The organism is Chryseobacterium gallinarum (assembly GCF_001021975.1).
In the GTDB taxonomy this organism is placed as follows: Bacteria; Bacteroidota; Bacteroidia; order Flavobacteriales; family Weeksellaceae; genus Chryseobacterium; species Chryseobacterium gallinarum.
In genome coordinates this window covers 4,266,822-4,280,221 of sequence record NZ_CP009928.1, presented here as the reverse complement: position 1 = coordinate 4,280,221, position 13,400 = coordinate 4,266,822, and the positions used below count along the sequence as shown (strand labels likewise).

Annotated in this window: 12 protein-coding genes; 9 read left to right on the top strand and 3 right to left on the bottom strand. The window is 36.5% G+C overall.

What is annotated here, in order from left to right; all coding sequences use genetic code 11:
* Positions 1-2 precede the first annotated feature (2 nt).
* From OK18_RS19010 to OK18_RS18995, 4 genes are read left to right on the top strand one after another with little or no spacing between them, the layout of a single operon-like run.
* Positions 3-2,021 (top strand): hypothetical protein, encoded by a 2,019-nt coding sequence (locus OK18_RS19010; RefSeq protein ID WP_053329023.1) that lies wholly within the window; start codon positions 3-5, stop codon positions 2,019-2,021.
* Between the two features lie 10 nt (positions 2,022-2,031).
* On the top strand, positions 2,032-2,529 hold the full coding sequence (locus OK18_RS19005; RefSeq protein WP_053329022.1) for a hypothetical protein: 498 nt from the start codon (positions 2,032-2,034) through the stop codon (positions 2,527-2,529).
* On the top strand, positions 2,526-2,912 hold the full coding sequence (locus tag OK18_RS21515; RefSeq protein ID WP_053329021.1) for a hypothetical protein: 387 nt from the start codon (positions 2,526-2,528) through the stop codon (positions 2,910-2,912). Before OK18_RS19005 ends, OK18_RS21515 begins: the two co-directional genes overlap by 4 nt.
* Positions 2,884-3,303, top strand: a complete 420-nt coding sequence (locus OK18_RS18995) for a phage holin family protein (protein WP_053329020.1) — start codon at positions 2,884-2,886, stop codon at positions 3,301-3,303. The genes OK18_RS21515 and OK18_RS18995 overlap by 29 nt, the downstream gene beginning before the upstream one ends.
* A 29-nt stretch (positions 3,304-3,332) precedes the next feature.
* On the opposite strand, the gene OK18_RS18990 is transcribed toward OK18_RS18995, so the two are convergent.
* Together OK18_RS18990 and OK18_RS18985 are read right to left on the bottom strand one after the other, a co-directional pair.
* The gene (locus OK18_RS18990) at positions 3,333-4,118 is read right to left on the bottom strand and encodes a GLPGLI family protein (RefSeq protein ID WP_082129234.1); all 786 of its coding nucleotides are present in this window, start codon (positions 4,116-4,118) and stop codon (positions 3,333-3,335) included.
* Between the two features lie 73 nt (positions 4,119-4,191).
* Positions 4,192-4,491, bottom strand: coding sequence for a hypothetical protein (locus OK18_RS18985; RefSeq protein WP_053329018.1), 300 nt, complete (start codon positions 4,489-4,491; stop codon positions 4,192-4,194).
* Between the two features lie 586 nt (positions 4,492-5,077).
* Here OK18_RS18985 and OK18_RS18980 point away from each other — a divergent pair.
* The 5 genes from OK18_RS18980 to OK18_RS18960 all read left to right on the top strand — a co-directional run bounded on the left by OK18_RS18980 (position 5,078) and on the right by OK18_RS18960 (position 12,384).
* Entirely contained in the window at positions 5,078-5,902 is an 825-nt protein-coding gene (locus OK18_RS18980; RefSeq protein WP_050020780.1) for a CvfB family protein, read from the top strand.
* 184 nt (positions 5,903-6,086) lie between these two features.
* Positions 6,087-6,680 carry a TetR/AcrR family transcriptional regulator gene (locus OK18_RS18975; RefSeq protein WP_050020781.1) on the top strand — a complete coding sequence of 198 codons (594 nt, stop codon included), beginning with the start codon at positions 6,087-6,089 and terminating at the stop codon, positions 6,678-6,680.
* A gap of 90 nt (positions 6,681-6,770) precedes the next feature.
* The gene (locus tag OK18_RS18970; protein ID WP_053329017.1) at positions 6,771-8,123 is read left to right on the top strand and encodes a TolC family protein; all 1,353 of its coding nucleotides are present in this window, start codon (positions 6,771-6,773) and stop codon (positions 8,121-8,123) included.
* Between the two features lie 6 nt (positions 8,124-8,129).
* Positions 8,130-9,191, top strand: a complete 1,062-nt coding sequence (locus tag OK18_RS18965; RefSeq protein ID WP_050020782.1) for an efflux RND transporter periplasmic adaptor subunit — start codon at positions 8,130-8,132, stop codon at positions 9,189-9,191.
* Positions 9,192-9,198: 7 nt separating this feature from the next.
* Positions 9,199-12,384, top strand: coding sequence for an efflux RND transporter permease subunit (locus tag OK18_RS18960; protein WP_053329016.1), 3,186 nt, complete (start codon positions 9,199-9,201; stop codon positions 12,382-12,384).
* A 287-nt stretch (positions 12,385-12,671) separates the two neighbouring features.
* On the opposite strand, the gene OK18_RS18955 is transcribed toward OK18_RS18960, so the two are convergent.
* Positions 12,672-13,118 (bottom strand): KTSC domain-containing protein, encoded by a 447-nt coding sequence (locus OK18_RS18955; RefSeq protein ID WP_050020783.1) that lies wholly within the window; start codon positions 13,116-13,118, stop codon positions 12,672-12,674.
* Between the last annotated feature and the right edge of the window lie 282 nt (positions 13,119-13,400).

Genomic DNA, 13,400 nt, shown 5'->3' with positions numbered 1-13,400 from the left:
TTATGTCAACCCCTATCAATACTATATTAAGCTGGTTTGAAACCGGAGACTTTCCAACACAGGAACAATTTGCAGCTTCCTGGACGTCTTTTCGTCATAAAGACGAATCTATCCCTATGGATCAGGTTGAAAATCTTAACAGTAAACTACAGGAAAAAGTAGATAAAACAGTATATAATACACACCTTATTAATGAGGATGCTCACATAACTACGCTGGCAAAACTTAACGCTTCCAATCTTAACGATGCTAATGTACAGGCGTGGAAAACTATTCTGGGAGTGGGCGATCTTCCTGCCAACATTGCCACTGTAGATGACGGCGTTAATTCAGGCAATGTTTATACTAAAGATCAGTCCGATGAAAATTATATGCAAAACGCTGATTTTGTCGGAGCTGATGGAAAGATCCTAGCTTCAATGATTGAAGCCCTGGGATTAACGGAACTAATTTCTGTAACGGAAACGTCGTTATCTGCATTTATGGCCAATAATGTGGCCTACCAATATGAGAAAAACGATTTTATTGCCATTCCTAACGGATCGGGTAATTATGCTTTGTATATCTACAATGGCGGATCTAAAACTGTGGTATCTAGCTACCTGCCAACCGGATTAACAAATATTACTATTGCAATGGTAGAGGGCTTACAAGCTGCATTAAATGCAAAAATGGATAAACCGTCAACCCTTGGGAATTTCTTTATTAGAAGTTTAGGTCCCGGGCCAATATATGCAAGCATAAATCCTGCTGCTAATTATTTGATATTTTGGGATGGTCAAAACTTTAAAGAATCCAACATGTACCATAATGCTGGAAAAACTGGTATTGGTATAACCGATCCTACAGAGTTATTGCATTTAGATGGTCGTGTCCGTTCAAAGGCTGTTGTGTTTGATGAAAATACCGAGTTACTTCCGAATCAGATTACGTTATGGAATCGCCGTTTTCATGGGACTGATCTAACGGGAAACCGGAGGATGCTAATGTATAGGGATTATGAGGATTATTTAGCTTTGATTCAGTCTTTATCACCTATTCAAAAAGAAAATATAGCTACAGTATGGAACGGGCAATATTCTAACGGTTCATTAAATGTTTATTCTATAACTCCTACAGTTATAAAAAATGACCATGTTGTAAGATATTTAGTATTACAAGGATTAAACTTGAATGTTAACCCTGCTACCACCTCTGTGAAATTTATTCCTGTTGGTTCCGCTATTGGTACAACCGAAGTTGATTGTTTGGGTTTTCAACCATCAGCTGATGGTAAAAGCATGATCGTTTCTGTTTATGGAGATACACTAACAGCAAATACTCAATATAATGTAATTATTAGAACGACATCACCAGTTGTTCAAACACACAGAACTACATCTAACATTAATGTAGTGACAAATATTGATAGTATTGATGTTAGTGCAATTAACTGGCAACGTATCGCCTATACCTCTGGTCAGGAAAACACTATTTTTACAACTAATGGCGGTCTGTTTTCATATAGCTCAAATCCTGCAAATAAGGCGTATGCTTATGAGCCTAATATTTTTGTTGCTGCAATAAAAAGTGATACTATTTTTCCAGCCAATTCAAATTTTTATATTGAATTCAATGTAGGGTTGTCTATCTCTGGCAATCAGGCAATAAGTGATGTTTTTGATTTCTATGCTTATTTAGGCTTAGTTCAATCAAATATTCCATTGGCTCTATCTGACAATTCATTTATCCGTATTATCAATTCTTGCTTTAGAAGCGGCGCCTACATCTCTACAGCAATGTGGAATAATATAATCTCAAATTCAACTAAAATAGAGCCTGGATCAACGCCCGTTATGAATGCGAATATTGTGATTATGCGGCAGGGGAACGTTTACACACAGTTTCTTACAGTTGGCGGAGCAACAATAGTTCAAACGGTTACATCAAATACAGATGCGGTAAGTATTTCTTTAGCTGTTACGAATGGAACAACGCCAAAGAGTATAAACGCATCTATTGTCCAAGCCTTTAAATTTTAAACTACATATCATGAACACAACATTGATTTTAACCACAAATGATAAAGAAATGATCGACGCAATTAACATGGTTAGTGATAATTGGCATGAAATGCCACTTCCTGACCATCCGATTTTAACGCAATTTTCACGAAAACTGATCGTTTCCGGGTTCTCGAATCCTGATCTTAATCACCCGGAAGAAAGAATTTATGTTTACGTGAAACAGGTTCTTACCCTTAAACCTACAAACGAGGTTTACAAAAGCATTGATATGAAGCCCTGGGAGATCTACGAATGGAATATGGAAGAGGTGATCAGGCCCGATGGTTCTGTAATGACGGGGATCAGGCAGACTTTGGACGACGAAGGAAACGTAATTAACGAACAAGAAGAGGTCGTAAAAGTACCATCAATTCAGTACGTCCGTTATCTCATCAAATCCAAAACAGCACATCTTACCGATCTTCTCGCACGTTTTATGCTGCAATATGTTGAAAAATTTTCAAAAGAAATAAATGATATATGAAAAAGTTTTGTTTAGATTTTTTTTTGTTTATAGTTGCATATCTACTGTTATTGCCTTTGACTTTAATAAACTTTATTGCTGTCTTACTGAAAAGAAGGAATCATGTAAAAGGATATTTCAGAAGTACGGCAGTTAATATTGATAAATTTGGCAATCGCGAATTTAGAACGCTTTGGAATATCACATTAATAACTGATAACGGCTATCAATTCGGGAATTTAAATGAGACTATTTCTTCGGCTTTAGGAAAGAACGAGCGGGACGGCACATTGAGTAAGATCGGTAAAGCTTTAGTATGGATATTAAACACAATAGATGAAAACCATTGTAAAAACTCAATAATAGAATTTCAAAATGAACGCATATATTCAATACTATCCTAATGGAGTACTTTTATCGGCATTATTAGTCGTTTTTATCCTTGACTTTGGGTTTGGCATCACCAAAGCAACAATAAACGGAACAAGGCGTACTTCTGAGGGTTTCAGAAAAACCTTCACTAAGTTTATGCAATACGGCGGAAGCATTATAATTGCTATGGTTATTCTGAACATTATTTTTGCCAGCAAAGTGAAATTTGGTGAGCAGTTTAGCTGGATTTTCGGCGATACAATGCTTTACATCATGATTTACATCGAAGTTGTTAGTATTTTCGAGAATATGGAGGAAATGGGGGATAATGACTTTATTAGATATTTTGTCCGACCAATAAGAAGGATTATAACATTCCAGCTCAAAAATCTTTTGAAAGAGGATGATTTTAGTAAGAAATAGTAAAAGCACCTCAACAGGTGCTTATTTTTCTAGTCTAAATAATTGTTTTTACTATTGTGTAATTTTTTTATTCGCTCTTGTTGTTCTTTTGGGGTAGTTTTTCCAGTTGCAGTAAAAAAAGCTCCGGCAGGGTCTTGCTTAAAATCGCTTCTTTTTTTTGCAAACTTTTGATAGTCTGTTTTTATAGCATTTCTGATCGTTATTATAGGTTTCTTCACGTTTTTTAAACTTACTAAAACGAAATGATAATAATCTTTCTCATCATAAGCTTCAACAACTAACCCTGGTAATCCTTTAAATGTATATGGCCCCTCTGATATTGGGATTTCTTCTGTATACCAAGCTGTTATCGTTCTATTACGATATCTACCTATTGCCTTTCTGCATTTATATGTACTAATCACCTTGGTTTCATTTAAAAGCTTCCAATTTATTTTCTGATCGGATTCGTACTCCATTGTGACATTTAAAACTTTGTCAAATATGCTTGTTATATTACCTCTTTTATAAACTTCAGGCATAAAATATGCTTTTGGAACTCTTGAAAAATCAACTATTATTTTTCCTCCAACAGGTTGTTTGAAACTAGATTTAGTTGCCTCTTTAGATAAAGAGTCTGTTATTGCCTTTTGATCACTTTTAAATAAAGAAGAGTTTTTTCCAATCCATAAACCTGTTAACTCTTCTTTCTTTGAATTGACATCCGTTGTATCTATTAAAAATTTTGTTAAATAATTAATTTTAACTGTTGAACTGTCGATATCTTGAGCTTGCATATAAGATGCTATAAATAGAAGACAAAAAATGATTTTCATTAGATTAAAATTTCAATTTTAACATAAAGGTCCCAGTAAACTGAGACCTAAAAATACTTTTTCTAATCATGAATTATCCGCAGAAAAATTCATTTGCAAGCTGTCCATTTGTTGTAATGCAATCCCAAGCATCTTCATAAGTTGCATTATCAGTACCTTCACCATAACAAACAGTATCTGGAATCACTTCGTTTGTACAACTAATCAACATTCCATATTGAATACACTGCATTGATGCGTCGGCTTCTTTAGAATCAACTTCTTTTACAACCTCTTTTTTTTCAACCTCTTTTGTTGGGGTTTTCACTTCTGTGTTTTTTGCACTTACTAATCCGGCAACTGAAATTGTTGCAATTAAAAGAATTTTTTTCATAATAAATTAATTTTTTGGTTTGTTAAAAATATACATATAACTCATGTGATTGTTATATAAGTACGATTAAACTTTATATAATTTTCACTAGCATAGTTAAGGCAAAGATTTTTATATTCGTTACGGAAAGCCGTAAGGCTGTAAAAAAATATTTCTTTAATGGCTTTGAAATGGTGTTTAAAGTCTATTTTAAACAGAGAAAACATCCTAAATGAACGCTTTTGTTTTCTAGAAATTTTGGACGTTCAGTTTTAAATCTTTGTACATTCAGTTTTCGCGATTATAATCTTCTGAATCAGCAAGGCTTCTAATATTGCCTCAAATGCACTAAATCCGTGAAAAATCAAAAAACTTTATTGGGACTTTTTGATTTTCTTGGCTCTACAGCAATATACTGGTAAAACTTTTTAATGGCTTTGCACTACCGAGATAGCTAGCAAGAAAAAGAAGGCCCTTATGATTTAGAATTTGTTTGAGGTAAATGTTATAGGTTTTATAGGATAAATACTCTTTAAAAAAGGGAAGATGATTCAATAGGTTTAAAATCTTTAAATTTCCGTACCTTTGTCAGCTAATTTTATCATCAATGCAACTCGGAAAAACTCAAAGTTTAGAAATTTCAGAAAAAAATAACTCAGGATGGATTCTCACGGATGGGTCTGGTGAAAAGGCTTTTTTACCTAAAATCTTTATTCAGGAAGAAAAAGAAATCGGTGAAGAAGTGGAGGTTTTCATATATCAGGATGATAGTAAATTAAAAGCGACTACCGAAATTCCATTGGCTGAAGTTGGTGAGTTTGCTGTAATGAGCTGTGTACAGAGCCTTCCCAGTGGGGCATTTATGGATTGGGGAATCATTAAAGACCTGTTTATTCCTTATAAGCAGCAGAAAACTAAAATTATTGAAGGAAAAAGATATCTGGTGTATGTCTATGTGGAAGAAGACATGGAGCTGATCACCGGAACGACAAAATTCAAAAGAAACCCGCAATATCAGGATTTACCATTTAAAAAAGGTGATAAAGTAGACCTGATTATGATGAATGAAAGTGAACTGGGCTGGAATGTGGTGATCAATAAAAAATATATCGGGTTGATTTATACATCTGATGTTTTCAAAAAATTATATCCTTTATCAGAAGAAACGGGATATATTAAAGCAATCCGTGAAGATGGGAAAATTGATGTTTCTTTACAACCTGAAGGATTTGAAAACATTGATGAATTCAAACAAAAGATTCTTAATAAGCTGGAAGAAAATTACGGACTCCTGTATGTTTCTGATAAATCTTCACCGGAAGAAATTAAAGAAGAGCTTCAGATGAGTAAAAAGAACTTTAAAAAAGCAATCGGAGGACTTTATAAAGATAAAATCATCGATATTTCAGATGATAAGATCAAATTGTTATAAACGCAATATTTTTATAAAAAAATAGAGAAAGGCTGCCTGTTGAGGCAGCCTTTTCTGTATCTCCAGCTTTTAATTAAAAAATAAAAACCTGATGCATATCATAACAATTCTGTTTAATTTTTTTGTTTAACAATTTTGTCAAAAACAAAAAAGAATTAATTTTGCACAAATTTGTTTAACAAAAATGTCAAATCAAGCAAAAAAAGACCAAACACAGGAATTGATCAAGGAGACAGCGAAGAATTTATTCTTTGTGAAAGGAAAATTTGATGCTACTACGCAGGAGATTGCCGATGCAGCGGGAGTGAACAGAACACTTATAAATTATTATTTCCGGTCAAGGGATAAACTGATTCAGATCATCTTTGATGAAGCCCAGAGAGTGGAACAGGAAAAATCAAAAATCATTCAGACAGCAAATCTTCCTTTCAAAGAGAAGATCAGCAAGTTTATTGAAAGCAGTCTGGCAACGAGCCTTCAGTATCCGTATCTGGAAACCTATATTGTTTCGCAGATCAACAAAGGGACCTGCCATCAGAGAGAAATTGAAGAAGATATCCTGGAAACCTTATACAAGGATATTGAAAAAGAAATGGAATTGGGAAATATTGAAAAAATGGCCCCTGTACAATTTATTCTGAATATGGTGTCGCTATTGGTTTTTCCAAGTGCTATAAGACCTTTATTTATGGAGAATCTTATGATTAGTGATGAAGAATATGATAAGATTATTTCTGAAAGAAAAGAAATAATTATCAATATGTTATTTAAAAGTTAAAAAAAACTAAAGTATTTCTAAAGATGATCCGTCATGCAGAAATAAAAATAATAACTAAAACAAACAAAAAATAAACGAAGTATAAAAATTATGAAAAGAAAACGTATAACTGCTAAAAAGCTAAAAATTGGGATAGCTGCAGCATTTATGATTTTCAGCTTTTCATCGGTGTCTGCCCAGCAGCAGGTTTCTCTGCAGGAAGCAATTAAACAGGCACTCCAGAATAAGGCAGAAGCTAAAAAAGCTGCCTTACAGGTCAAAAAAGCTGAATACAAGATTGACGAGGCGAAGGCTGGAGCTCTTCCTCAGATCAGTGTCGCAGGAGGGGTTTCTTATAACCCGATTATCCAGGAGACTGTGGTGGAGATTATGGGGCAGAGAAACATTTTTAAAATGGGGCAGCCTTGGAACTCAAGCATTTCTGCAACACTTAATCAGGCTTTGTTTGATCAGAGAGTGTTCATTGGGTTAAAAGCAGCTAAATCTACAAGGGAGTTTTATGTGCTGAATTCTCAGTTGACCAATGAGCAGATCATTGTGAACGTAGCGACAGCCTATTATAATGTGTTTGTTCAGGAAGAGAATCTGAAAACATTGGAAACAAGCTATAAGAATACGGAAAAAGTAAGAAATATTATTAAAAGCTTGGTGGATAACGGGCTTGCAAAACCAATAGATCTTGACAGAACAAATGTTCAGCTTACCAATATTGCTTCCAATAAGCAAAAATTAATCAACGGAGTGGAGCTTGCCAAAAACTCTTTGAAATTTTATATGGGAGTTCCTATCGATTCACCTATTGAATTAGAGGAGAAAAGCATAGAACCGAGACCGGAACTTATAGCAGGACAGATCAACCTGGACAACAGGTCTGAAATTAAGGTTCTTAGAAAACAGATGGAACTTCTACAGTTTAATAAAAAAGCGACAGAAGCATTCCTTTATCCTACAGTAAGCCTTCAGGCTAATTATGGCTGGTACGGAATGGGAACAAAATTTCCTTGGTTTAATGGAATTAATAATGGGGTGAACTGGAGTGATGCAGCCTCTATAGGACTCAATGTAAACATACCGATCTTTACGGGAGGAGCTACGAAATCTAAAATCCAGCAGGCTGAAATCGATATTCAGGACCTGAACCAGGATATCGAAAATACCCAGCTAAGCCTGAATTTAGATTATAAAAATGCAGCAACCAATATGGAAAATGCCTTAATCAATATTCAAAGTATGAAAGACAATGTTGCTTTGGCTGAAAAAGTACAGGCGAATACGCAGTCTAACTATCAATATGGTCTTGCAACACTTACAGATCTGCTTGACACCGATAATTCTTTGACTGAGGCAAAACAAAATTATGCGAACGCTTTATTAGATTATAAGCAAGCTGAAATTCAGTTGATGAAAGCAAGAGGAGAGTTAAACACATTACAAAACCCATAATAAACAATGAAAAAAACTTTAATATATATCATCGTAGCAGCTGTACTTATAGGATTGGCAGCATACAAGATTGCCGGCAACAAAGAGAAACAGACTCAGGAAGTAAAAGAGGTTGCCAAGCAGGTGGATAAAATCAATGTTAATATTGTAACCGTTACAAGAGAAAATATAGATACGGATTATTCTGCGAACGGAACTTTTATTCCTAAGCAGGAAATGAATCAGTCTTCCGAAATCTCAGGACGTATTGTCAACGTTTTGGTAAAAGAAGGTTCAAGAGTTTCTGCAGGTCAGGTGCTGGCAACCATTAAAAGAGACGCCATTGAGGTTGATGTTACCCAGGCTCAGAATAACCTGCAGAATGCTATTATTGATAACCAACGTTATGAAAACGCATACAAGACAGGTGGAGTTACCAAACAACAGCTAGATAACTCCAGACTTCAGCTTAAAAATGCTCAGGCAGCGGTGAGAGCCCAGGGAGTTAAAGTAAATGATACAAGTATCCGTGCTGGTATCAGTGGTACCATCAATAAAAAAATGGTTGAACCGGGAACTGTAGTTTCTCCCGGAACAGCGATGTTTGAAATCGTTAATATCAACAGCTTAAAACTTTCAGTTTTAGTAGATGAAAGCCAGATCGGAAAAATTCAGCTAGGCCAGGAAGTACCGATTAAAGTGAATGTTTTACCGGAAGATTCTTTCGTTGGAAGAATTACCTTTATTGCCCCTAAAAGTGATGCTTCTTTAAATTTCCCCGTTGAAATCGAAGTTCAGAACAGAGGCAACCTGAAAGCAGGTATGTATGCAACTGCTACGTTTAAAACAAACAATGGAGCAGAAACCCAAAATATGTTAACAGTACCTGCTGAAGCGTTTGTAAACGGAGTAAGCTCAGGACAGTTATTTGTAGTTGAAAATGGTGTTGCTAAAATGATCAAAGTAACCATCGGAAAAGTTTACGGAGACAAAGTACAGGTATTAAGCGGATTAAACGGTGGTGAAAAAGTTGTAACCAGCGGGCAGATCAACCTGGACAACGGGTCTAAAGTGAACATTATAAAGTAAACGATTTATGAAGTTAGCAGAAATATCGATTAAAAGACCTTCGCTGGTAATTGTATTGTTTACAATTCTGACGTTGGGAGGTATCCTGAGTTATACGCTCATGGGATACGAATTGATTCCAAAGTTTGAAACCAATATGGTAACAATTTCCACGGTGTATCCGGGAGCTTCTCCCGCAGAAGTGGAAACTTCGGTCACCCGGAAGATTGAGGATGCCGTAGGTTCTTTGGAAAACGTAAAAAAAGTAGAATCTTCTTCATATGAAAGTTTATCCGTGATCATGGTTCAGCTGAACGATGGGGCTGATGTGGACTTCGCCTTGAATGATGCGCAGAGAAAGGTAAATGCTATTCTTGCAGACCTTCCGGATGATGTGAAAGCACCGTCATTGAACAAATTCTCCTTAGATGATTTACCGATTATCACGATGAGTATTTCATCAGATAAACTAAACAGTAAGGATCTCTATGACTTACTCGATAAAAAGATAGAACCTATTTTTTCCCGTGTAAACGGAGTGGCTCAGGTTGATCTTGTAGGCGGACAGGAAAGAGAAATCCAGGTGAATTTGGATGAAAAAAAATTGCAGGGGTATGGGCTTTCTATCGGGGATGTTCAGCAGGCAATTCTTTCTTCAAACCTGGATTTCCCGACGGGGAGCTTGAAAACAAGAACTACAAAATCCACGATCAGGCTATCCGGAAAGTATAAATCTATCGGGGAAATGAACAATCTTGTAGTCTCCAATAAAAATGGGGCACAGGTTCGTTTATCTGATATTGCTACCGTTTTTGACTCTCAGAAAGATGTAGAAAAAGTAGCAAGATTCAATCAGTTTCCAACGATCCTGATGCAGGTGAAGAAACAATCTGATGCGAATGCGGTAGCAGTATCTGAAAGTGTTCAGAAAACAATTAAAACCGTTGAAGAAGCATATAAAGTTCAGGGAGTAAAAGTAAAAATCGTAAACGATACAACAGAATTTACCCTTGAATCAGCAAACCACGTAATCTTTGACTTATTCTTAGCTATTATTCTCGTGGCCATTGTAATGTTGTTGTTCCTTCACAGTATCAGAAACGCATTCATTGTAATGGTTTCTATTCCGGCTTCATTGGTAGCAGCATTTATCGGAATGAATCTGATGGGGTATACGCTGAACCTGATGAGTTTGCTGGGACTGTCACTTGTGGTAGGGATTCTTGTAGATGATGCGATCGTGGTACTGGAAAACATTTACCGCCACATGGAGATGGGGAAAAGCAAGATCAGGGCAGCCTATGACGGAGCTTCGGAAATTGGATTTACGGTAGCAGCGATTACCCTGGTAATTGTGGTAGTATTCTTACCGATTGCGATGAGTTCCGGTCTTGTAGCCAACATTCTTGCACAATTCTGTGTCACGGTGGTTATTGCGACGATGCTATCGTTATTGGCTTCATTTACCATTATTCCATGGCTATCATCAAGGTTTGGTAAACTGGAACATTTGACAGGGAAAAACTGGTTTGAGAAATTTATTCTTTGGTTTGAAGGGTTAATCGACAAGTTTACTCACTGGGTTACAGATATCCTTGAATGGTGTCTGAAAACAACCTTAAGAAGAATTTCTACCGTTGTTGTTACATTCATTATTCTGATCAGTTCATTCTCTTTGGTAATCTTCGGATTTATTGGAGGCGAATTCTTCCCGCCGATTGACCGTGGACAGTTCCTGGTACAGATGGAGCTTTCAAAGGATGCAACCGTTGAAAAGACCAACCAATTAACATTAGAAGTTGAGAAGTTTTTAAGAAACGATAAAGATGTTGTAGACCTTATTACAACCGTTGGACAGCAATCAACAGGTTTTGGTGGTGCTCAGGCAACTACTTACCAATCTGAGGTTCAGGTAAACCTTACAGACAAATCTGAACGTTCTGAAAGTACCAACATCAAGGCTGCAAAAGTAAAAAGAGCCTTAGAAGAGAAATTTACAGGAGTTGAGTTTAAAACAGCACCAATCGGTATCATGGGAGCAGAAAATGCACCGATCGAAATGGTAGTCACAGCTCCGGATAACGCAACAGCGGTAAAAGAAGCGACAAGAATTCTTGAGCTATTGAAAAAAGTTCCGGGAGCAGTAGATGCAGAATTATCTACAGACTCTGGTAACCCGGAAGTACAGGTCAATATCGACAGAGACAAAATGGCTTCTCTGGGCTTAAACCTTTCAAGCGTAGGACAGACAATGCAGACTGCGTTTAACGGGAATACAGACGGAAAATTCAGAGCCGGAGAGTATGAATATGATATTAACATCCGTTTTGGGGACCTGAACAGACAGTCCATAGATGATGTTAAAAACCTGATGTTTACCAATCCTCAGGGACAGCAGGTTCGCCTGAGTCAGTTCGCTGAAGTGAAAATGGGTTCAGGGCCAAGTTTGCTTGAACGTAGAGATAAGTCTCCTTCCGTGAAAGTAAGAGCTAAAGCGGTAGGTAGACCGGTAGGGGATGTAGCCAATGAATGGGCCGCAAAATTCATGAATGATAAAAAGCCTGTAGGGGTAGATTATATCTGGAGCGGAGATATGGAAAACCAGCAGGAAGGTTTCGGTACGTTAGGAATCGCATTATTAGCAGCTATCGTATTGGTATATCTGGTAATGGTATCCTTGTATGACAGTTTTGTATATCCATTCGTAGTATTATTCTCTATTCCGTTGGCGATGATCGGAGTAATGGTGATCCTTGCCTTAACTGCCAACTCGTTGAACATCTTTACGATGCTAGGGATGATCATGCTTATTGGTCTTGTTGCGAAAAACGCGATTATGATCGTTGACTTTACCAACGCAAGAAAAGCAGCTGGTGCAACTACTCATGATGCATTGATCCAGGCTAATCACGCGCGTCTCCGTCCGATCCTGATGACCACGATTGCGATGATCTTCGGTATGTTACCGATCGCATTGGCAACCGGAGCAGGAGCGGAGATGAACAAAGGTCTTGCATGGGTAGTTATTGGTGGTTTGACATCATCTCTATTCCTGACCTTGATCATTGTACCGGTAGTATACTCCTTATTTGACTCTCTTCTGAGAAGAATGGGTAAAGATAATAAAGTAGACTACGAAGCTGAAATGAAAGCAGATTACGTACACAGAGAACTTAATGATGACGGGTTTACGCCTAAGCATCTGGATAAATAAAAATTAGCCTTTAATTAACCGGGAGCGCCTCAGATTTCTGAGGCGCTTTTTTATTAAAAATTACGACAGAAAATTATATGAAAAGAGATATAAATTTTGGCTGAAGTTGTATGATTGTTCTGATATTGAAAAATGGGTTTTAGCCTATTCCTATTAATGGTTATAAAAAATCAATAGGAGCGGGCTAAAGCCCGCTTAAGAATTTTAGCCTAAACACAATATTTTACATATTTACAAAAAAAGACCTCTGGGACAACCAGAAGTCTCTCTATTTTAAATGGAAAAAATTATTCCGCCATTGCTTCCCCGGCTTTTCTATAGACAAAACTTCCATAGATATGTCTCCTCGCAAAACGGCTTGGTGAATCAGAGTTAATCATTTTAATATAGGTATTTCTCGGAACTCCCATATATTCATAGATATTTCCATTCAGATGCTGGACCGTTAAAACCGCTTTTTCAAGATAAAAATCCTGAATATTGGATTTTGTAATGGTTTCCGTATATTCTTCCTTGTATTTTTCCTGTGTTTCCGGATTGATACTTACCAGAAAATGATAGGCTTCGATCACAGACTTACTTTTTTCTTCCGCTTCCTGTTTACCGGCTTCATCATTGATAAATTTATCAGGATGCGTATCTTTCATCGTATTCCTGTAAATGGTTTTTAACTCTTTTAAGGTAACATTTTGATCAACTCCAAGAAGCTTTCTGTGTTCACCGATTCTTTTCATATGTAATTATCTATTGATTTCCAAGGATATTTCCAGTGCAATTTTTGCAGCCACCTGTTTTAGGAGACTTGTTCGTATTATCCTTATTTTCGGGGTGCAAAATTACAAAATTAAATCTGATAATCTGTAAAGTATTCATTATTAATTCATTTTATAATTATATTCACAGAAGTATTACCTGAAGGCTGCTGTTTACTATTAAGGAATGGATATCATAATAATGCGGAAGATTGCCTTCAACCGAAACAGACTTTAACTGCTAATGCTTACATTAAATTTGTT